Annotated in this window: 15 protein-coding genes and 1 pseudogene; 6 read left to right on the top strand and 10 right to left on the bottom strand. The window is 58.8% G+C overall.

What is annotated here, in order from left to right; translation table 11 throughout:
* The first annotated feature begins 89 nt into the window (after positions 1–89).
* Positions 90–905 carry a substrate-binding periplasmic protein gene (locus ACO6TG_RS18350; RefSeq protein WP_422374517.1) on the top strand — a complete coding sequence of 272 codons (816 nt, stop codon included), beginning with the start codon at positions 90–92 and terminating at the stop codon, positions 903–905.
* A 100-nt stretch (positions 906–1,005) separates the two neighbouring features.
* Complete coding sequence (locus ACO6TG_RS18355; RefSeq protein ID WP_422374518.1) at positions 1,006–2,070, top strand: bifunctional transcriptional activator/DNA repair enzyme AdaA; 1,065 nt, start codon at positions 1,006–1,008, stop codon at positions 2,068–2,070.
* Positions 2,071–2,166: 96 nt separating this feature from the next.
* Here ACO6TG_RS18355 and ACO6TG_RS18360 read toward each other — a convergent pair whose 3' ends face one another.
* Entirely contained in the window at positions 2,167–3,057 is an 891-nt protein-coding gene (locus ACO6TG_RS18360; protein WP_422374519.1) for a substrate-binding periplasmic protein, read from the bottom strand.
* A gap of 720 nt (positions 3,058–3,777) precedes the next feature.
* On the opposite strand from ACO6TG_RS18360, the pseudogene ACO6TG_RS18365 reads away from it, so the two are divergent.
* Positions 3,778–3,954: pseudogene (locus ACO6TG_RS18365) on the top strand (MGMT family protein); the annotation flags it as partial.
* Between the two features lie 16 nt (positions 3,955–3,970).
* On the opposite strand, the gene ACO6TG_RS18370 reads toward ACO6TG_RS18365, so the two are convergent.
* A complete protein-coding gene (locus tag ACO6TG_RS18370) occupies positions 3,971–4,579 on the bottom strand; it encodes a hypothetical protein (RefSeq protein ID WP_422374520.1) in 609 nt (202 codons plus the stop codon).
* Positions 4,580–4,861: 282 nt separating this feature from the next.
* On the opposite strand from ACO6TG_RS18370, the gene ACO6TG_RS18375 reads away from it, so the two are divergent.
* Entirely contained in the window at positions 4,862–5,335 is a 474-nt protein-coding gene (locus ACO6TG_RS18375) for a hypothetical protein (protein ID WP_422374521.1), read from the top strand.
* Between the two features lie 110 nt (positions 5,336–5,445).
* Here the strand turns inward: ACO6TG_RS18375 and ACO6TG_RS18380 are convergent, their stop codons facing one another.
* Positions 5,446–6,855 (bottom strand): nucleotide sugar dehydrogenase, encoded by a 1,410-nt coding sequence (locus tag ACO6TG_RS18380; RefSeq protein WP_422374522.1) that lies wholly within the window; start codon positions 6,853–6,855, stop codon positions 5,446–5,448.
* A gap of 481 nt (positions 6,856–7,336) precedes the next feature.
* Between ACO6TG_RS18380 and ACO6TG_RS18385 the strand changes: the two genes are divergently transcribed.
* Together ACO6TG_RS18385 and ACO6TG_RS18390 are read left to right on the top strand one after the other, a co-directional pair.
* Positions 7,337–8,179, top strand: coding sequence for a hypothetical protein (locus tag ACO6TG_RS18385; RefSeq protein WP_422374523.1), 843 nt, complete (start codon positions 7,337–7,339; stop codon positions 8,177–8,179).
* Between the two features lie 4 nt (positions 8,180–8,183).
* On the top strand, positions 8,184–8,765 hold the full coding sequence (locus tag ACO6TG_RS18390; RefSeq protein ID WP_422374524.1) for an NUDIX hydrolase: 582 nt from the start codon (positions 8,184–8,186) through the stop codon (positions 8,763–8,765).
* Between the two features lie 33 nt (positions 8,766–8,798).
* On the opposite strand, the gene ACO6TG_RS18395 is transcribed toward ACO6TG_RS18390, so the two are convergent.
* The 7 genes from ACO6TG_RS18395 to ACO6TG_RS18425 form a co-directional block, all read right to left on the bottom strand.
* Positions 8,799–10,274, bottom strand: coding sequence for a sigma-54-dependent transcriptional regulator (locus ACO6TG_RS18395; protein WP_422374525.1), 1,476 nt, complete (start codon positions 10,272–10,274; stop codon positions 8,799–8,801).
* Between the two features lie 31 nt (positions 10,275–10,305).
* A complete protein-coding gene (locus ACO6TG_RS18400) occupies positions 10,306–13,812 on the bottom strand; it encodes a PAS domain S-box protein (protein ID WP_422374526.1) in 3,507 nt (1,168 codons plus the stop codon).
* A gap of 68 nt (positions 13,813–13,880) precedes the next feature.
* Positions 13,881–15,845 (bottom strand): hypothetical protein, encoded by a 1,965-nt coding sequence (locus ACO6TG_RS18405; protein WP_422374527.1) that lies wholly within the window; start codon positions 15,843–15,845, stop codon positions 13,881–13,883.
* 14 nt (positions 15,846–15,859) lie between these two features.
* Positions 15,860–17,368, bottom strand: a complete 1,509-nt coding sequence (locus tag ACO6TG_RS18410) for an MBOAT family O-acyltransferase (protein WP_422374528.1) — start codon at positions 17,366–17,368, stop codon at positions 15,860–15,862.
* A 3-nt stretch (positions 17,369–17,371) separates the two neighbouring features.
* Positions 17,372–18,598, bottom strand: coding sequence for an SEL1-like repeat protein (locus tag ACO6TG_RS18415; protein WP_422374529.1), 1,227 nt, complete (start codon positions 18,596–18,598; stop codon positions 17,372–17,374).
* Positions 18,595–18,810 (bottom strand): hypothetical protein, encoded by a 216-nt coding sequence (locus ACO6TG_RS18420; RefSeq protein WP_422374530.1) that lies wholly within the window; start codon positions 18,808–18,810, stop codon positions 18,595–18,597. The genes ACO6TG_RS18415 and ACO6TG_RS18420 overlap by 4 nt, the downstream gene beginning before the upstream one ends.
* On the bottom strand, positions 18,803–20,071 hold the full coding sequence (locus tag ACO6TG_RS18425; protein ID WP_422374531.1) for a hypothetical protein: 1,269 nt from the start codon (positions 20,069–20,071) through the stop codon (positions 18,803–18,805). Before ACO6TG_RS18425 ends, ACO6TG_RS18420 begins: the two co-directional genes overlap by 8 nt.
* Positions 20,072–20,202: the final 131 nt, after the last annotated feature.

Below are 20,202 nucleotides of genomic sequence, written 5' to 3' on the forward strand. Positions count from 1 at the left end.
TATGAGATTCGTTAGTTTATTTGAATGTGCGATTGATGAGGATTTTCTTTATAATAAATAATAGAAATTGAAAGAAAATGGAGGCGTTCATGAAAACGATGCTGTTGCACCTCTGCCTCCTGACCCCTCTGTTGCTGGCCACATCGAGCACGCACGCAAAGGCGGTCAAGCTGGTTACCTTTGCCTACCCGCCTTACGAATATGCGACTGGAAACGGCGCTGACGGCATTGTCGTTCGCATCGTGGAAAGGGCATTCGATCACCTTGGCGAAGATCTCGTCATTCACGTCCTGCCCTGGAAACGGGCCTTGCACATGGTTCGCATTGGGCAGGCGGACGGGATCTTTACCGCCTATCGGACCAAGGACCGCCTGCGTTTTCTGGATTATTCACGCGTCGTCCTGATGCCGCAGGTGCTCTCGGTCTGGGCCTTGCGGACTGCCGACATTGCCTATGATGGCAGTCTGGACAGTCTTGGTGACACCTCGATCGGACTGGTTGACGATATTTCCTATGGCGCGAAGGTTGATGAAGCCATCCGGACCGGCCGTTTGCGCCTGCTCGACTACGCCCCGGTCAGCGCACAAAATGTGAAGAAATTGCTCCATGGCCGCACCGACGCGATCATCATGAACAAATATGGCGCCATTCATCATCTGCTGAAACACAATGGACTGAAACGGGTGGTAGAACTGACACCGGCGGTCTCCTCCGAGCCTTCCTATCTGGCGTTCTCCAAGGTGAGAGGCCTCACCGCGCTGCGTGACCGGTTGGACAAGGTGCTGGAAGACATGATCGCCACCGGTGAATATCAGGCGATCATCGACGGCTATTTCGCCGAACGGAACGCAGGGGCGTCTCTGCAGGCATTGGTGGAGGCGAACAAGGCGTCAGCGTTGCGTTAGGGAGCATGGGGAACGGGATACTCGCGCCTCGAGCGTGCCGATAAGAATAGGCGCCCGATTTCCGGCTGAAATCACAGGTGTGACCGCGTATGGTCGGGTCATGCTGATGACACGACCTGGTTTTGATACCCTTTATGAAGCGCTGCTCAATCGCGATCCGTCCTATGACGGACGCATGTTTGTCTGCGTTGCCTCGACCGGCATCTTCTGTCGCCTGACCTGTCCGGCGCGCAAGCCGAAGCCGGAGAATTGCAGCTTCCACGAAACCGTTGCCGAGTGTATCGAGGCCGGGTTTCGGCCTTGCAAGCGCTGCCGGCCGACAACGCCCGAAGCCAGCGCCGATCCGGTGGTCAAACCGTTGATCGAGGCCCTTGAAAAACGGCCTGGCTACCGGTGGGGAGAACCCGACATCATTCGTATGGGACTGGACCCGTCGACCGTTCGCCGTGCGTTCAAACGTCACTTCGGCATGACCTTTCTGGAAATGGCCCGTCAGCGGCGGCTGCAGGAAGGGTTTTCGACGCTGGCCGAAGGGGGGCGCGTGATTGATGCGCAGATCACCGCGGGATTTGAATCGGCCAGTGCCTTTCGCGAAGCCTTCGCAAAGGTCCTGGGACAGGCGCCGGGAGGCTTTGCCTCCGAGCCCTTGCTGTATGCCGATTGGGTAAGCTCGCCGCTTGGCCCGCTCGTCGCCATCACTGATCGTACACAGCTTCATCTTCTGGAGTTTCTGGATCGCAAGGCGCTACCTGCGGAGTTTCGGAAACTGAACACTTTCGCGAAGGGGCAGATCGGTTTTGGCCGAACCGAAGTGACAGACCAGATCCAGGAAGAACTGAACCGGTTTTTCAAGGGGGAGGGCGGTACGTTCGAAACGAAACTTGCCTTGCACGGCAGTGCGTTCACACGGGATGTCTGGCGGGAGCTCCTGACGATAGGAGCGGGCGAGACGCGCAGCTATTCAGAACTTGCCCGCGCGCTTGGCCGTCCGGAAGCGGTGCGCGCCGTCGCCCGCGCCAATGGTGCCAACCAGCTCGCTCTGGTGGTGCCGTGCCACCGCATTATTGGCGCCGACGGATCGTTGACCGGTTATGGTGGCGGGTTATGGCGCAAGCAGCGGCTGATCGAAATCGAGCAGGGCTATCGCAAAACCGCCGCTGGCTGAGGGGCGCCAGAGGACGCTCGTACCGGTGATATCCTTGCTGAAGCAGATTGCTCCCATCTGGCCCTTTGAAGACGGCATCGGCGCTCGGGTCGGGGACTAGTTGGAAAGCGGCTCTTCGTTTTCTTCAACACTGAGGCTCATGGTGCCGAACGCCTCCCGGTATTCCGCTGTTTCAAGTTCTTTGGCGAGCGCGGAATTGACCTTGGATACGAATGCGTCCTCGATCGTGATGCGGCTGAACATGAAATAGACAGGATCTCTCAACAGCAGGAAAGGGTGCGCTTCGACCTGGTCGGCGATGCCCTGTTGTTCCGCTGTCAACAGAATCGCCTCCGGAATGTCGACAATCATGTTGATGCGCTTGTTCATGAGCATCCGCAAGCTTTCATCGCCACTGTCGATTTCAATGAGATGTTTCCGTGAACCCGGCTTTTTTGCGAAGGCGCGAAAGGCTTTGCCGTAGTAGTTTTTGGGCTCATAGCTGATGAACAGGTTGAGTGAAGCAATATCGTCGACCGATTTAATGTCGTAAGCGCCCCTGTCTTCGGAGCGGATGATAAACCCGGCAGTTTCGTTTCGGTACGCGTGCGAAAAATGAGCGTATTGCTCCCGCTCTGCCGTCTTTGAGGCAAACATCATCATATCGATGCCACCTTTGGACAATTCAGAGAGGCCTCTTGGAAAGGGAATGTCGATAAACTCGGGCTGGCAGCCGACAGACTGGAGCACACGCGTGACGAGTTGGACATCAATCCCGTCATAGGCGCCGGTTTTGTTGATGTAGCTGAAGGGCCGGTAACTATCCGCCGCCTGTATCTTGATCGAGCAGCTTTGTGCCTGGACTGGGGCCAGCGGCACAATCACAAGTGTGCAGGCAAAAAGACCATTGGCAATTGGGGCAAGACTTCGCCGCATCACAGCATATGCTGAAGCGCAAAGCAGCAAGATGGATGCGAAGGCTGCGATGTCTAAAGTTGCCGTGTTCATGTTTCACCGCCTCGGTTTGTGTTGAACGCGTCGTGTCTCCAGTGATTGGCTCATACGGGACATTCCGCAGTTGTCCCTGGTCTGAACCGGTGTGACGTTTGTGCCCTTCTTTGCCAAAATGGACTTAGGGACACGGGCCTGTCTGCGACGGCAACCCATATGCCCGATCACGGCAAGATTGCCTGAAGCAGTTCACAACCCTTGCCGAAACTCAGATCACTTCTCCCTGAGCGCCAAGTAAAACAAAGTGGCAAAAGACGGGTTTCAAGTACACATTTTTCATCCAGTAGTAGTAAGTGAAGAGAGGGTTAATTTACGCGCGGAAAGATCTTGGGATAGAGGGCTGTCCCAAATATTGTTGGTCGAGTAAGTTAATTTCAATTCGACGATATGAAATAAAGTTTATGTTTTCAATTGTAAAAAACTTCTATACTTTAGTTGATTCAGTTATTGAGAAGTAGCATGCATTGTTAACAGCAAAAATGACAGGGGAACGTCCGGTTCGCATAGTTTATTGAGACCGGTCGGTCTGGGTGCTGGCAGGGCATGAAAACCCAACCAGCTGTGAGCAGGTAAAGTCACGCTCGGCCATGGCCGGCATGGTGGTCACGCCGAGGGCAACCTTTGTAACGGCAGTCAGTAGCTGCAGGGAGCTGGCAGGACGACCACGAGACGTCCAGCGACTGACGCATGTGATCTGTGTCGCTTGACCGCAATCTCCCGTTAGCGGAACGCTCTGTCACCCGCGCCAACGGCGCCGACCAGCTCGCGCTGGTGGTGCCGTGCCGCGGCATCATTGGTACCGACGGATCGTTGACCCGTTATGGTGGCGGGCTGTGGCGCAAGCAGCGGCTGATCGAAATCGAGCAGGGCTATCGCAAAACCGCCGCTGGCTGAGGGGCGCTCAAAAGGTCTATTCGCGGTTCGGCACTCTGGCTGTCCGAGCGGTCGTGTCGTGGCCATACAGCGATGGATAGCGGTGCTGCCAGCTGATATTGCCTTGCGGATCGTAGCTCAGGAGCAGGCCTTCATAGCTGTCCAGCTGGCCGCGCGGATAGCTCGAGCGCTGCCGGGCGGCGCTTTGCATTTCTGTTGGGGCCACAACATAGCAGCCCGTCAGTCGGGCAAAGGCGCTGATAAAGGCGTGACCATTGCCGGAATTGACGCCGTAGGCCCGTAGGGCCGCACCATCGCCGTGACGCGCTGTGTGCGCTCCGGCAATGCGGGCGACAAGGCAGCCACGAAACCAGATCTTGAACACCTTGTTCTTCACATCCGCCCAGGGGGCCATCGTATTAATATTCAGCCCCGTGCCGATCTGGAAGCTGCCCGGCGTGCCATGAGCGTTGAGGATCAGGTTGTCGAGGCGGTTTCCGGTGGCCCGGGCCGCGGCTGCCACCACCTTGTTGACGAGGGCGCGTTGCGTATCCGTCGCGGCCACGGCTTCCGTGACATCCATCGTGAACAGCCGGTTCGAGCGGTTGTCGTTGAACACCATTGAGGGCGAAGAAATCGTAATCATTGGCCGGTCCTTTCCAGGTCGCGGTAACTCCAGCCCACTTGATCGGCCTTGGCAGCTGTAAATTGCCGCCACCGATCTGGTTGAAGAATACTGCAAGTTGCAATGCCGCCGCGTGACCACGATCACAGAAATCCCGTTTTCCGGTCGGCGTTTCCTCCTGACAACGCAAACTGGCGAGTGCCGGTCACGTTGGACCTTGTTGCCGCCGTAATCCAGCGCAACCATAAGGTTCATCACAAGCCGGGAGGCTGGCTTTCCCCGAGAAGCATGGAGCAGGTGCGAATGGCAAAATTTCGACCGGTCGTCGCAGGTTTTCTGGGCCTTGCAACGGCCGCCTGTGTCGTGTTTCCGGCACCGCATAGGCTCGCGCCGAAAGTGTCGGGCGTCCTCCTGGAAAATGGTGAACCTGTTGCGGACGCGAAGATCGTGCTGGCGGTGGTTCCCTTTTCCGCGAATGCGTCACAATCAGCAGACGGCGTGCAAAATGTGACGACACGAACCGACAGTCTTGGCCGGTTTGAACTGGGTCCCTTGCGCGGTGTGAAGATTGTGCATGCGGTCTATGGAGACGAAATCGCGCCACTGTTCGCGCTCTCCATCGAGACGAACGACCAGCGATATCCGGGGTTCCAGGGCGAAGCGGGGGTCCTCGGGCACATCACCGGAACATGCGATCTGGCGCGGCCGGTAAAACAGGGCAATGAAGATTTCGTTTGCGATCATGGTCTGGTGAAAAAACTGGCTTCAGCACGCTGACGGCTCTTGCCAGGAGCTCGATCTGCGCGCCGCAACTCTTGTGAACCGGATGTCCGCCCTCTCCCGGTGGGGTCGATGGGTAGGGAGAGGGCGGACGGGAGTGCGACGTCCTACCAGCCTATGCCGATATAGTTTGCAGAGGCCCGGGCTGTTGTCGGGATGCGGACCAGGTCCACAACCGCTGCCTCTTGCTCCTTGGACGCCAACGCACTCCGAATGGCGGGCTGGTTTTGTGAGACGACGACGGTACCGGCCTCGGTCATCGCTTCTACCGGCGATGCCTTGAGGATGCCGGGCAGTGCATCGACGACCTCTTTCAGATGCGGAGCCGCGTAGCGCATGTATTCAAACTGCTGTGCAATATGCGGTCCCGGCTGGATGGCAGGGTCATAGGCGCTTATTTCGATGCCGTCCTTCATCAATTCCGCAATCAGGTCGAGCACCGGGCTTTCGCGCAGATCGTCCGTTCCAGGCTTGAAGGCAACACCCAGGATCGCGACCTTCTTTGCCGATGTCTCGCGAACAAGTCGTACCGCCTGGTCCACCTGTTCCCGGTTGGAGGGAATGAGCGCATCGATCATCGGAACGTCGACACCAAGTTCGCCGGCCAGATGGGTGACAGCCCGCACTTCTTTCGGAAGGCATGAGCCGCCGAAGGCAAAGCCCGGCTTCAGGTAGTAAGGCGACAGGTTGAGCTTTGTGTCCTGGACGAAAATGTCCATGACCGCATGGCTGTCGATGCCGAGAGGCTTGCACAACCGGCCGACTTCGTTGCCGAAACAGACCTTGGTGGCATGCCAGACATTGTCGACATATTTCACCAGTTCCGCCACTTCGATCGTCGTGACAATCGGGTTTGCGTCGACCGGCGCATAGAGCTTGGCAATGATTGCCGCTGTCCGCGGATCGGTCACACCGATCACGGTTTTGGGCGGTGCATGGAAGTCGGCAACGGCCGTGCCTTCGCGCAGGAATTCCGGATTGAAACAGATGCCGAATTCCGCACCTGCAATCTTGCCGGAGACTTTCTCGATCTCGGGCAGCATGACCTTCAAGGTGGTGCCGGGGGGAACCGAGCAGCGCAGCACCACCACATGGAAGGCGTCTTTCTCCTTCAGCGCCGTGCCAATGCTGCGGGCAACAGCCTTGATCGCCCTTGTGTCGCAGCCGCCGTCTTCGCTGGTGGGCGTGCCGACCGAAACGAAGGTGATGTCCGTTTCCAGGACGGCGCGTTTGACGTCAGTGGTGGTCGTCAGCAGCTCCCCGGCGACCCCTTCGGTCAGGAGATCGCCAAGACGGTCTTCCACGATCGGGCTTTGACCCCAGCCAATCGTCTCAACCTTGCGTGCATCAATGTCTGCACCGACAACACGGTGCCCGAGTGAACTGAGACAGGCCAGCGACACCGCACCGACATAGCCGAGCCCGATAACGCTGATGGCGTCTTTTTGCTCAAACAGTTTGAAGTCGATGACGTTGAGGTCGCGGGCGGTTTCCAGATTTCCAACATACATGTTCATGTGACAACTCCCGTAGATGCTTGATCTGCGGAAGGAGTTACAAACGCCATGCCAAACGGTGTCGGGTTATAAAAGTTAAATAAATTCAGATGCTTAAAAAATCTTGATCTGATGACCTTCAAGGCGACATTCGCGAAATCGAATGAAATCTTCCGAATATTGAACAATCAGGCAATTGCAAAATCCGCTTTCCGGAAGTGCTTGAGAGGATCCGTGAGGTGGTGCGCAAACCGCGAGGCGCAGACGGCCTTATAAATAAGGTGTCTGCCCTGCTTAGCCACGCCTTGTGTGGTTTGCGATTTTCGAACAATCCGGTTTTCGTTTCGCAATTTGTTTGCGCAATTGGTCGAGATGCCGGGCTCCCGGATATTAAATAAGCATTTGTTTTATTAATGTTTTTCTAGTTTTCTCAAGAACTGGCACGGTTGGCCGCCCGTTTGCAACACCTGGTTCAAACTTCGATGTTGTGAAGGAGAAAGCCATGTTGCCGCATTCGAAAATCACCTCCGTTGGCAAGGTCACCGGTCCTGTCACTGGCGCTGGCGCAGATAGCCGGGCAGATGTTTTCCTGTTCGATCTGGATGCGCTTGTGCCGTCCCCGTTTGGACGCATGGACGACGAATTCGCTCGTTACCTGACCAAATTCGCCGAACAGAGGTCCTGTTACCTGCTCACGAATTCCAACTACACCGACGTCATGACCCGCTTGCCGTCGCAAGTGCGAAACGCGTTTGCGGGCGTCTTTGCGTCCGCCGGCACGGAGCTCTGGGGCAAGCAGGATGTGCTCGTCCGGCATGATCATGACTTTTCCGACGACCTCTACGAATTTCTGGTGAAGGTCGTGCAAACCAGTGCGTTCCCGGACAAGTGCTCGCCGGTGCTGGACAATGGATCAGCCACAATTCGCATGCAGCTGGCCGGTACGCGCAGCACCGCCAATCAGCGCAAGACCTACCTCGCCTGGGAACGGCAACACCAGGAACTGCCGGCAATCATGAAAGAGTTTCAGGTCCGGTTTCCCGATCACCGGGTCTACCGCGACAGCGACACCAGCTTGCTGATCATGCCGGCTAGTTTCTCGACCGCTCTGGTGCGCAGCCACATTCTGAAACGCCACAAGACAGCACGCCTGATCAGCTACCTCGCGCCGCAAAGTGCCGCAAGTTATGCGGCGCCCCTTTGCGAAGCCCTCCTGAGCAGCGATGTACTGTCAGAAGTGACCGCCCCGAGCGATGTCAGCCAGTTGCTGAGCTACGAGATGCGGCATCTGTCCGGTGCCGAATTTCCCGTGACCTTGCCGGTTGGCGCATTGGTGGAGGCATGACGAGGTGAGTACGGTATCAGCCAAGCAGGACAGACCAGACGATCATTGGTCACTGGTTGAGAGCAGAAAAGTGTTCGAGGCGGGTGAACGTCTGCGGGTCCTGCGTCAGACGATCTGCCTTCCCGACAACCGGCTGGTGGACGACTATTATCAGATCGACTTGCCCTCTTTCGCGTCTATTTATGCGGTGACTGAAGACGATGAGGTTCTGCTTTTGCGTCAATACAAGCACGGTATTGGCAGGGTTTGCCTGACCTTGCCGGGTGGCCAGGTCGATCCTGGTGAGGACGCTGAGTTTTCAGCCCGGCGCGAGCTCCTGGAAGAGACCGGATATGGCGGCGGACGCTGGCTTGCCGGACCGTCGCTTGTTCTTCATGGCAATCAGCGTATCGCCTCGGCACATATCTTTGTCGCCCGGCATGTCATCAAGCTGGCCGAGGCCAATTCGGGCGATCTTGAAGACGCAACGCTGATCAGGCAGCCAAGGGACACCGTCAGGCGGGCAGCCCTGTTGGGAGATCTGCCGATCACTTCTCATGTCGCCACGGTCGGCATCGCCGAAATGCTGCTGGACGCATCCTCGTGATGCGTCCTGTGATCCCTTTTTCTTCCGGGGAAGTTACTGAACTTCTTCGGTTTCGTTTTCGGCTGCCGGGGCTTCATCGGCTTCGTCCTGAGCTGCCCAGATTTCTTTCTTTCGGTAGAGCGTGGACGGGCTGACCTGCAGCGTTCGAGCCGTCTTCGGCAGGCTGCCACCGCAGGCTTCAATGGTTGCCTCGATGATTTGCTTTTCCAGTGTCTCGTAAGGCTGACCAAGGGTCAGTGAGATGACCGGCCAGCCATCCGGGCCGGGGGCAACCGAGGACCGCGGGGCCGTCTGGGACACGGGCACCTGCAGCGGAACCACTCCGGCCTCGCGCCTGGGCGCAGGCACACGGCCCTGCAGGGTCGTCAACATGTCTGCTTCCACGATCGGGCCCTCATTCAGCACGACCAGATTGCGGATGGTGTTCTGCATTTCGCGCACATTGCCCGGCCAGCCATGGGCCATCAGCATTTCTTCCGCTTCGACGGAAAAGCCCTCGAAGGCCTTGCCTTCCTCAAGCGCAAACTGGGTCAGGAAATGGCGCGCCAGTTCGAGAATGTCTGCACCGCGCGCGCGCAGGGGGGGCAGACCGATCGGCAGGACATGCAGCCGGTAATAAAGGTCTTCGCGGAACCGGCCGGCCTCGACCTCTTCCAGCGGGTCCCGGTTGGTGGCACAGACAATGCGCACATCCACCTTCTTGAGACTGTCGCTGCCGACCTTCTGAACGGTTCCGCTTTGCAAGAAGCGCAGCAGCTTGGCTTGCAGATTGAGTTCCAGTTCGCAGATCTCGTCCAGAAACAGCGTGCCGCCGTCGGCACGGGCAGCTGCCCCGTCCCGGTCGGAGGTCGCGCCGGTAAAGGCGCCTTTGACATGACCGAAGATTTCCGACTCGATCAGGTCCTTCGGAATGGCGGCGCAATTGAGCGGAACGAACGGGCGCTTGGCACGCGGGCTGGACTTGTGAATGGCCTCCGCGCAGACCTCCTTGCCGGTACCGCTCTCGCCTGTGATGAACACCGACGCGTTGGATCGTGCGACGCTTTCGATCATCTTGTAGACCGCAGTCATCGGCAGCGATGAGCCGACAAAGCCGGTGGTTGCCTTCGCAGTGGTCGGCTTTTGAACTTCCGCGACCACTTCCGTCAGTGTTTCCCGTTCCAGGGCATTTCGGGTCGTGGTGACCAGGCGTTCTTCGGCGACCGGCTTGACGATGAAGTCGTAGGCCCCGGCCTGCATGGCGTCCACCGCGGTCTTGATCGACCCGGAACTGGTCACGACGACGACCGTGACCGGCAGCTGTTCTTCACGGATCACCTCCAGGACTTCCATGCCGTTCATGTCCGGCAGTTGCAGGTCCAGCAGAACGACGCTGACGCCACCTTTCCGGATGCGGCCAAGGGCTTCCCGGCCGGTCTCGACGTGGAGCGTGTCAATTCCGGCACGTCCCAGGTGATGGCCATAGACCGTTGCAAGTGGCAATGCGTCTTCTACGATGAGAACTTTCAAATCTGGTTCCTCCAGGCTTCCGCGAAGGCAATCAGGCCTTGAGCGAAATGTCGACCCCTATCTCATCGGCGAGATGTTTCACTTCTCCTAACGTCTGATTGCAAAGCTCTGCAAGTTCGACCGCCTTGGCCATCGCCTGGCTGGACTTGCCGTCCCGTGCAAGCCCGTTGACCGCAGCAGCCGTGTTGGTCAATTCCACCGCGCCGAAGGTCCCGGCAACGCTTTTCAAGGCATGTGTTGCCCGTTCGAGCTTGTTGATGTCTCCGGTATCGAAAGCCTCCAGCACAGCTTCGCGGCGCTGACTGGTGTCATCGATGAATTGTTGCAGCAGCTTCTGTTTCAGCTCTGTCGGCATGGTGGCGAGGATGTCGCGTGCCGCCGCCAGGGACGCAGTAGCGACCGGGTCGGCGGCGGCTGGCCTGGAGGCGGCCGCCTGATGAACGTTGCGCGCAATGCAAGCAAGCAGCTCCTCTTTTTCCACCGGCTTGGCGAGAAAATCCTCCATCCCGGCCGCCAGGAAACGTTCCCTGTCGCCACGCAGAGAATAGGCGGTAAGGGCAATGACCGGCGTTGTTGCATTGCGCCCGCCGGCCTTGATCTTTCCGGTCGCTTCCAGACCGTCCATTTCCGGCATGGAAATATCCATCAGGATGCAGTCATAATCGCGCCTTTGGGCCAGTTGCACGGCCTCCCGGCCATTGTTGGCGATGTCGACATCGCATCCGGCCCGGTCCAGGGCATGGCTGACGACGATCTGATTGGTGGCATTGTCTTCGGCCACCAGAATGATGAGCCCTTCGGGAAGAGCTTCCTTGATCTCCTCGCTTGTCACCTCTTCGATATACGTCTGGTCATCGGCCAGGATGATCGGGACGAAAAAATGGAAGGTGCTGCCGGCAGCGGGCAGGCTTTCAACGGAAATCTCGCCGTCCATGAGACCTGCAATCTGCTTGCAGATGGCAAGCCCCAGACCGGTCCCGCCCTGTTTCTTGGTATAGCTGCTGTCTACGGTGACGAAATCCCCGAACAACGCCTCATGCTTGTCCTTCGGAATACCGATGCCGGTATCCTTGACCGAAAAGCGGAAGGTCGGCCGGACCGGGTCCTGTTTTTCGATGGCGACCGTGATTTCGACTGAGCCCAGTTCGGTGAATTTGATGGCGTTTGACACGAGGTTCAACAGCACCTGCCGTAATCTGCCGGCGTCGCCGACAACGGCCTCCGGAATGTTCTCGCCATAGTTCAGGAAAAGGCCCAGATCCTTCTCCTGGGCGATGGGCAGGAACAGGTCGACGATGCTTTTGACCACTGTTTTTAGCCGGAACGGCGCGCTGTCGAGTTCCATCCGGCCGGCTTCGAGCTTGGAAAAATCCAGGATGTCGTTGATCAGTTCAAGCAGGGACCGGCCGGATTCCCGGGCGGTTTTGACATAGTCCGCCTGGGCGGCGTCCAGATTGGTGTCGCGCAAAAGGCTCAGGATGCCGAGAACACCGTTCATCGGGGTCCGGATTTCGTGGCTCATCATGGCCAGGAACTTCGCCTTGGCCTCGTTGGCTGCTTCCGCACGTTCCTTGGCATCTCTCAAGGCAGCGTCCGCGGCCTTGCGTTCGGTGATGTCGCGCACATAACCGAGGAACAGCGGGCCATGTTCGCCGCGCGTATGCCGGATCGCCAGTTCGACGATGATCTCGTGACCATCCTTGTGCTTGCCCTCGATTTCGATGCGTTTGCCCAGCACCGGGCCTTCACCGGTGATCAGGAAGTTTTCCAACCCCTTGTCATGCAGCTCCCGGTATTTTTCCGGAATGATGAAGTCCGACATTTTTTCGCCTACGATTTCGCCGGCCTTCCAGCCGAACACTTCTTCGGCCGCCGGGCTGTAATCGAGCACGATGCCCTTGCCATCCATGACGATGATGCCGTCGAAGGAGGCCGAGACCACGCTGCGCATCAGGTTCTGGCTGCGGACCAGTTCCTGTTCGCGGTGTTTGAGTTCCGTGATATCGACACGGAAACCGACCATGCCACCTTCGCTGGTGCGCGTTTCAATCACCCTGAGCCAGCGGCCGTCATCGAGGTGCTGTTCCATGTGCGCGCCGGGATTGCGATGATGCTCCATGCGCAGCTCGATCCAGTCTTCCAGCGCATTGCCCGACAATTGGTACTGTCCACGCCGCGCGCCCCGGCGGATGATATCCTCGAATTTCTCGCCTACCTGAATGAGGTCCGAACTGCTGGAATAGAACTCCCGGTACTTGCTGTTGCACATCACCAGCCGGTCGTCGGCGTCATACAGCACAAAGCCGTCTGGAAGCGATTCAATGGCGTCGACCAGCCGGGTCTCGGCCTGTTGCAGTTTCAGCGCATCGGATTTTCGCTGGGTCAGGTCGCGCAGGATGGCGGTATAGGTATCGGTTCCGCCGACAGCAGATTTGGACAGCGAAAGTTCAACCGGGTATTTGCTTGCATCAAGACGTTGACCGATCGTTTCAACACGCTGACCTGTTTCGGAGAGGCCTCCCGAACCGGTGTGCTTGTCAAACCCTTCAAGAACCTGCTCCGGTGACCCGGTCTCCGGGAGGAGGTCGTTCAATTCCCGCGAAGAGAGGTCGTCTATTGACTGAGCGCCGAACATCTTCAGCGCCGAGGGATTAGCGCTGAGGACTTTTCCGTCTGGAGAAAGGGTCAACACGCCATCCAGCATGGTTTCCAGAATGGCGCCGACCTGGGCCTCTCCTGCTTCCGCCCTTCGGGTCGCGGCGACCAGAGCCTCGTTTTTCTCGCGCTCGGCTTCGGCCAGGGCAGCCAGCCGGCTTGTGGCTTTTTGTCTTTGCCGGGACAGGACCAGCGTCAGGGCAGCTGCGGCGAGAAAGGCCAGCGCGAGCATGAAGATCAGATTGTTGAGCGAGGTAAACCCGGTTCCATAAAGACTGCTTGCCGGGATGACGACCTCCTGGATGCCCCGGATGTCGCCGACTTCCCAATCCTGTTTTGGAGAGTCTGGATGCGTGTTGTGACAGGCAACGCAGCTGCCTTCCATGATGACAGCGGTGGCGCTGCGGAAGTAACTGCCGTCGTCCCTCTGTTCGAGGCGCTCGTAAGGCTGGTCCGGATTCTGCTGGAGCGCCTGAAGAGCCTCTCTTTCATAGTCGTCGAGCTTGCGGTCTTTCCGCCAAGGCCAGGGATGTTCCGACAGCATGCGAATGCTGCTTTCGGAGCCTTGCGCTTTCAATTCCTCTTCCAGCGCAAGGGTCATGGAGACCGGTGCCGGAACCGTCAGCTCCTTGTCGTGATATTCGTGCGACACCTGAACGTCGTTAGACGAATAGAGCTTGTCAACGACCTCGCGGGAATAGAAGGACCGGGACGCGGTCAAGAGGTCCGATTGGGCCTGCGCTGCAGCAGACAGGTCCGCCGTGCGTGCCTTCTGGCCGAAATCCACAGCCAGCACATAGGCCGCCAGTGCGGAAGCGGTCACAAAGACCAGCACAAGCCAGAAGGTGGCGTCATGGGTAAGGTGACGAAGCCAGGCGCGCATGGACCTTCCTTTTCCTGAAACGGCAGTCGGTGGGGTTCCCTTGAGGGAGTTTCGACGCATTTGCTTGCTCATTTGTTAGGATTTGCCGATTTCGGTTGCGTGGAAAGTCCGTTTTCCGGTTTTGGTTGCGGTGAAGCAGCTCGCCGAAGCTCGAAAAACGGATTGTTGTCCAGGAAAGCCTGCCAGCTGTCATAGGTAAGGCTTCGGTAGGGTTGGCAGATTTCGCCACACAGCTGAAGGTCGAGCGTCAGGTCGAAACCAGCCTCTGGATCAAACAAACTGGCATAGGCAAAAAGCGTGTCTGCCGCGCTTGCGCCGGGAACCTGGCCTGCATAGGCGGCGGTCAGGACGCCAGGTGCAGCAGAGGCCCAGCCACCGGCCGGAAACCACTTCGGGCTGCGCGGTCCACTGCCATCCAGATCGCGGGGCGTTTCCGGCCCGAAGTCCAGAAGATACGCGGCACGCTCGGAAACACTTTCGGTGAACGCCACACCGAACACATCTTCCATATCCGCCAGCCCCATCAGACTGATCCCGGCATGCCCGGTGTCTTCAAAGCGCTGTTTCTGAATGGCTGACGGATCGAGGCCCTTTTCCAGGTAATAGGTCTTGGGCCAGTAGCGCCATAGACCGCCCTCGGGAGCTTGCTCGATTTCGCGCAGGAAGGTTTCGACGATGGTGCTGGCACGAGCCTGCAGAGTTTTGTCGGACAAGCCTTTTAGGAGAGCTGCGAAGGAAAGTTGCCAGTTCCAGGGTGCGACGGCACCGGCGAACCGGAATTCCAGGCCGTCGCGGATGCGGTAAAGCCCAGCCCTCTCATCAAAGTCCGCTTCAAAGGAAGACGCCAGACAACTGGCCGTTTCGCTGATCTGCGCTTGAAGTTCCGGCGGGCAGGCTTGGCCAAGGCTCTGGCATCCCTCTGTCAGCGAATTGGCAATCACGGCCTGATTGATCATCAGGCTGAGGCGGTCGCCGCTCTCACTTGAATAGATCTTTGAACTCCAGCCACAGGCCGGGATGTTCGGTCCGGTGCGCCCCTGCAGACCATCCTGCGCGGCAAGGGTCAGCTTCATGGATTTGACGGCGAGATCCGCAAACGCTTGCACGCCTGTCTTCTCATACAGGGTTGCCAGGCTGCGCAGCCGGTAGCTCTGGTTCCAGCTCTGCAGCCCCTCCGCATCGGATGAACAGGCGCGCACTTCGCCACTTTGCCCGAGCAGAAGACCCTTGACCGCGAAGTAAAACTGCAGGGCAGCTTCTGAGCCGCTGACCGAAGCGACAGCGAGTTTCCCGGTGCGTTCCGGGCTCTTCGGAAGGACGACGAATTCGCTGCTGTTGGAGCGAATATCGGGATGGCCGATGGATCCGTTGTCGAGCGGGATTCGGAAGATTCCGGCACCGCGCTCATCTTCGCAGGCCAACTGCGCCCAGACATGGGTTTTGCCGAGCCGGAGCCTTTCCGGAACGCAGGCTTCAAAGTCGATCAGGACGGCGGCGAGTGGCGCACCGTCCGCAAGCTCTTGCCTGGAGATGGTCTGCAGTTGTGGAGATGTGCCACGTTCATCCACCAGCAGGAGAAGTTCGCTTTCGGTAACCCGCAGCAAGCGGACCACGCTTCCGGCCGGCCAGCTTCTCAAGATCCTGCCGTCTTGCAAAAGTTCCGTCTGCTTGTCGCCTGTTTTCCACTGCCGCAACCAGAACAGCGCACCGTCCCGGCTGGCCTGGATGGTTCCAAGGCGCGCTCCGGATCCCGTCTCCATGCCGATGTTCCGGGGCGCGCCGTTCAGGCTGACCAGCGGCGTGTCGTCTCCCGGCGACTTCGAAATCACCAGCGTGTTAGACCCGGCCCTGGAAACCTTTTCGACGCACTGGCCTGAAACGCCTTTCTTGCGAACGAGGCCGGACTTGAGATCGATGGTGGTTGCCTGCGCGGGGAGCAGGAGCTGATCGGATGTATTGTCGGCCGCCTCCGCCGGGACTTGTTGAAACAGGCCGGCTGAGGCGACGAAGAGGACCGGAAAAAGTCGGTTCATGGGACCTGGTCCGCTCAGAAGTTGAAGTAGATGAACTCGGTGAGTTCGGCGAGACGGTAGGTCTGTACAAGCGCAACGGCGAAGATCACGGAGACCGCCGCGGCCCAGCCGGCTGTCGGCTGCCAACGCACGGGCAGGAACCCGTCCGACTTGCGCTGTTTGACCAGCTTCTTCAGGCCGAGCACCGGATTGTACTTCTCGGTGAACTCGATGGCGTTCGGCAGCAGGAACACGATGGCGGCAAGGCAGACCATGGCGGCCCAGACAGGTGCGGTTCCGCTCAGGAGACTTTCCCAGAGGCGGGGCTCATAGACCGTAGACAGTCCCGTCATGCCGGCCAGAATGTTGCTGGCCCCGGAAAAGCTTTCGGCACGGAAGAATACCCAGGCAACGACCACCGCAAGAAGGGTCAGGATGCGCGCCAGGAAGCTGGCAGCAACCGGCGGCAGCAGCGACGGCACGTAGCCTCGCTCGACCAGCGCCGACCAGCCGTGATTGATGGCCAGATAGGCTCCGTGCAGACCGCCCCAGAAGACGAAGGTCCAGCTGGCACCGTGCCATAGTCCACCAAGCAGCATGGTGATCATCAGATTGGCATACCGGCGCACCGGGCCGGAGCGGTTGCCGCCCAGCGGGATGTAGAGGTAGTCCCTGAGAAAATGGGACAGGGTAATGTGCCAGCGACGCCAGAAATCGGAGATGCTGGTGGCCTTGTAGGGCGAGTTGAAGTTCACCGGCAGGCGGATGCCGAACAGGCGGGCGAGCCCCAAGGCCATGTCGCAATAGCCCGAGAAGTCGAAATAGAGCTGGAACGAATAGGCAAGAGCCCCGATCCAGGCCGCTTCAAACGGCACGCCGGAGGTGGTTTCCGCCAGGTTGAAGACCCCGTTGGCGTAAGGTGCGATGCCGTCCGCCAGCACGATCTTCTTGAAAAGGCCAATCGCGAACAGGGTGCCGCCGACAGCCAGATTCAGGACCAGCTTGTTCCTGAAGACAGGCAGGCGGAATTGCGGAATGGTTTCCTTCTGCATCACGATCGGGCCGGCGATCAGCTGCGGGAAAAACACGACGAACAGCATGTAGCGTGCGAAATCGCAGTGCTCGATGTCCCCTTTGTAGGTGTCGATCAGGAACGAGATCTGCTGGAACGTGAAGAAGGAGATCGCCAGCGGCAGCACCAGATGCAGCAGCGGAATATCCGCACCGGCGATCAGGTTGGCGTTGCCGATGAAGAAGTCGGCATATTTGAAGACGGCGATCAGGCTGAGGTTGAAGACAATCCCCATGATCAGGATGAACTTGTCGCGGACCTGACGCAGCACCCGGTGGAAGCCGTAGTTGATCACGACGGAACCGAGAAGCAGCGGCAGGTAGACCGGCGTCCACCAGGCGTAGAACACCAGGGAGGCAATCGTCAGCCACCAGATGATACCGTTTTCCCAGCCCCAGTGGCGCAGCAGGAGATAGCCGATCAGAACCGGCGGCATGAACAGGTAGATGAATTCCAGGGAACTGAAAACCATGACTCAGCCCTCCTTTGACGGGGTCTGGAGCGGTTTTTCCCGCTCGATGATGGTGAGATTTGCCTCGTCCTGCTGCTGCAGGTCTTTCAGAAGGCTCGCACTGCCCTGATGCCCCCGGTCGGCCCCCTTGCGGGCAAGCTCGATGGCACGGGTCCGGTCCTGCTTGACCAGTTTGCCTTCGGCGTAAAGACGGCCGAGTTCTTCCATGGAACCCGGGTGGCCGGTCTCGACGCCTCGCTTCAGGAAATCGATCGCGTCCTTCGGCTCCAGACCGTACTCGCCCTTGAGGTGAATGCGGCCAAGCGCCGTGAGTGCTCCGCCATGGTCCGCTTTCGCGGCCAGGCGGAGCCAGTTCAAGGCGTCTTCGACCTCGGCCTCATCCGGTGAACCGGCAAGAACCATGCGGGCGAGATCGTGCATGGCGCCTGCATCGCCGAGGTCAGCGGACCGCAGGAACCAGTCGCGGGCAAGCGCGCTGTCCGCCGCCATGAATTCGCCGTCGCGATGAATGCGGCCGAGCGTCTTGGCGGCGCTTGCAGAGCCGTCGCGGGCCTTCTTTTCCAGACCGGCAATGGCTCGTTCCGCCCAGAAACGGGCTTCGTCGGGATTGGGGGCAAGGCCATACCGTCCGGTCAGGAGAATGCGGGCATAGTTGATCGTAGAGGACGGGTAGCCGGCAATGGCGGCGCGCTCATAGTGATGAAAGGCGGCGGTGAGGTCCCGCTCGGTGCCGATGCCGCGCTCGTAATGCTTGGCCAGCTGAACGTGTGCCTTGGGGTAGTCCCAGGCGAGCGCCTTCTGGAACCATTGCAATGCGATCCCGGCGCATTTCTCGCCGGAAGACCGCTGAAAAAGGCGCCCGAGTTCATACGCGGTTTCGCCCCGATAGGCGAAGGAATAGCGGACGGCTTCCATGAAGATCAGGCGGGCCTGATCCAGGTCGGCCTCGACGCCCCAGCCGTTCTTGTAGGCCCGCCCGAGATGATAAAGGGCGACCGGATGACCGTCATTGGCCAGCTGGGTCAGAATGTCGGCAGCCGCTTCCCAGCGGCCGACCTTCTGAAGACCGCGTGCCTGTTTGATCATCTCTTCGATGGTGGGGTCGATCCGTTCCGATTTTGCCGTTTTGGCCGGGCCGTCGGCGCTCAGGGCAACCGCGCCGGCGGCGCTGAAGACGGCGCCAAGCAGCAGGTACTTCCAGGGACGCAATGTGGACTTTCTGGTTTTCATCTCAGCATCTCCCTTTCCGGCTGGTTTCTATCGGCACCGTCGGCAAGAAAGCCGGTCAGCGCATCGTCGGTCTGGTACCGCCATTTGATTTTCTGAAGCTCGGTCTTGGGAGCTGGTGTCAGACCGATGACCGCAGAGGCGACGAGGGCACCCATGAGAAAGCCGGTCAGGCAGATCAGGACTTCCTCGAGTTTGAAGCCGCGCTTAACCATGGCTGTGTCTCCAGATTCTGCAGGACGTGCCCTCGATCAGCTCGAGTGTGCCTTCCCTGTGGGTTTGGGTGATGTCCTGTTCGACGGCCGGGCAAGCGAGCGGTCCACGCCGTTTGCGGGCAAGGTCAGTCTCGTTTGAGGACGGATCGATCAGCTGCTGCAACTCGCCGACAATCTTTCGCGCAGGGTTCGAGCCGAAGTGATAGGCGTCCGTGAAGTTGTCGAGATCCCGTGTGAAGGCGGTGTCGTAATCGAGGTCGACCACCGGTGCGAGTGTGGACAGCCGCTCACGGAACTTGTGGTTTGCAGCGGTCAGCCCGAAATCGGAGATGCGCCGTTGCATTTCGGAGATGGTCGGCGGGATCAGGAAGATCAGCTCGACATCGTTTTCAGCGCACCAGGCGGCGATCTCTTCCACCATTGCCCAGAGTTCGTCGGATTGCTTGAACCGCCGCCAGTCGGCAGCACCATTGGTGCCGACCTGTTTGGCAAACAGCTGCGGCAGGTCGCGGTCAATGGTGATTTCCGGCCAGTACCCCGCCCAGCGCCCCAGGCCAAGGCCGTGACCGTGATAGACGGATGGAAGAAGAAGCGTGCCCTGCGGTGTTTTCAGGGCGCATTCGTCGCACAGGCTCGGATCGAGCAAGGCTTCGACCGACATGTTCGTAACGCCGGTGAAGTCAGCCGCCCTGGCGCTTTGCACCGGCTGGAAGGAAAGGTTCTTGAACACATCTGCCAGCGCCGGGTAGCGGTCTTCCAGCAAGCTCCAACCGGTTTTGGCCACGAACCAGTTCGTGTAATAGCCGAACGGATCGTCCGCGAGCGCGATGGCTTCCGGCACCCGGTTCATGCCGCCCTTGAAACGGGCGTCCATGGACCTGAGCGGCAGGCTCACGATCAGCGTGTCGAGCTCGACCGTATCCTGCAGGTACTTGAATGTGTCGTAGATCTCGTAAACCGTGGCGCCGCCATAGGCGAAATTGTAGACGTCGTCACGGCCGAGTTCCTGCCAGTACTTGTCCTGCAGGGCCCGGGCACGGCTGTCACCGAGAATGACCGTCGGCGCCTTGATGCGCGGATACTCGATCATCTTGTAAAGCGGGTAGTGCGCCTTGACGCTGATCTCTTGTTTATTGAGATCCAGGTCGACCAGCTGATTGTGGTCATAGGCATCGACCACGAGATTGAAGGCGATTGGCGCAAGGGCTGCCAGGGCGGTTAAAGCGATGGCGGCCGTATAGAATTTCGGTTTCAGTCTCATCGGGTAGCCCCTTGAAAAACATGCGTTGCGAACAAGGGAACAAGAAACGGACCAACTGTCGCATATTGGAAAAAATCAATCAAAACAATTGGTTATTAAGGGATTTTCGAAATGCGAAGGGTGTCCGTTTC

The sequence above is a fragment of the Roseibium sp. genome (assembly GCF_965233565.1).
In the GTDB taxonomy this organism is placed as follows: Bacteria; Pseudomonadota; Alphaproteobacteria; order Rhizobiales; family Stappiaceae; genus Roseibium.

Excerpts from the sequence above, each read along its gene's own strand:
- ACO6TG_RS18380 (WP_422374522.1), bottom strand. The coding sequence starts at position 6,855 with ATGAACATGTATGTTGGAAATCTGGAAACCGCCCGCGACCTCAACGTC.
- ACO6TG_RS18370 (WP_422374520.1), bottom strand. The coding sequence starts at position 4,579 with ATGATTACGATTTCTTCGCCCTCAATGGTGTTCAACGACAACCGCTCG.
- ACO6TG_RS18415 (WP_422374529.1), bottom strand. The coding sequence starts at position 18,598 with ATGAAAACCAGAAAGTCCACATTGCGTCCCTGGAAGTACCTGCTGCTT.
- ACO6TG_RS18375 (WP_422374521.1), top strand. The coding sequence starts at position 4,862 with ATGGCAAAATTTCGACCGGTCGTCGCAGGTTTTCTGGGCCTTGCAACG.
- ACO6TG_RS18405 (WP_422374527.1), bottom strand. The coding sequence starts at position 15,845 with ATGAACCGACTTTTTCCGGTCCTCTTCGTCGCCTCAGCCGGCCTGTTT.
- ACO6TG_RS18385 (WP_422374523.1), top strand. The coding sequence starts at position 7,337 with ATGTTGCCGCATTCGAAAATCACCTCCGTTGGCAAGGTCACCGGTCCT.
- ACO6TG_RS18420 (WP_422374530.1), bottom strand. The coding sequence starts at position 18,810 with ATGGTTAAGCGCGGCTTCAAACTCGAGGAAGTCCTGATCTGCCTGACC.
- ACO6TG_RS18410 (WP_422374528.1), bottom strand. The coding sequence starts at position 17,368 with ATGGTTTTCAGTTCCCTGGAATTCATCTACCTGTTCATGCCGCCGGTT.
- ACO6TG_RS18350 (WP_422374517.1), top strand. The coding sequence starts at position 90 with ATGAAAACGATGCTGTTGCACCTCTGCCTCCTGACCCCTCTGTTGCTG.
- ACO6TG_RS18355 (WP_422374518.1), top strand. The coding sequence starts at position 1,006 with ATGCTGATGACACGACCTGGTTTTGATACCCTTTATGAAGCGCTGCTC.
- ACO6TG_RS18400 (WP_422374526.1), bottom strand. The coding sequence starts at position 13,812 with ATGCGCGCCTGGCTTCGTCACCTTACCCATGACGCCACCTTCTGGCTT.
- ACO6TG_RS18425 (WP_422374531.1), bottom strand. The coding sequence starts at position 20,071 with ATGAGACTGAAACCGAAATTCTATACGGCCGCCATCGCTTTAACCGCC.
- ACO6TG_RS18360 (WP_422374519.1), bottom strand. The coding sequence starts at position 3,057 with ATGAACACGGCAACTTTAGACATCGCAGCCTTCGCATCCATCTTGCTG.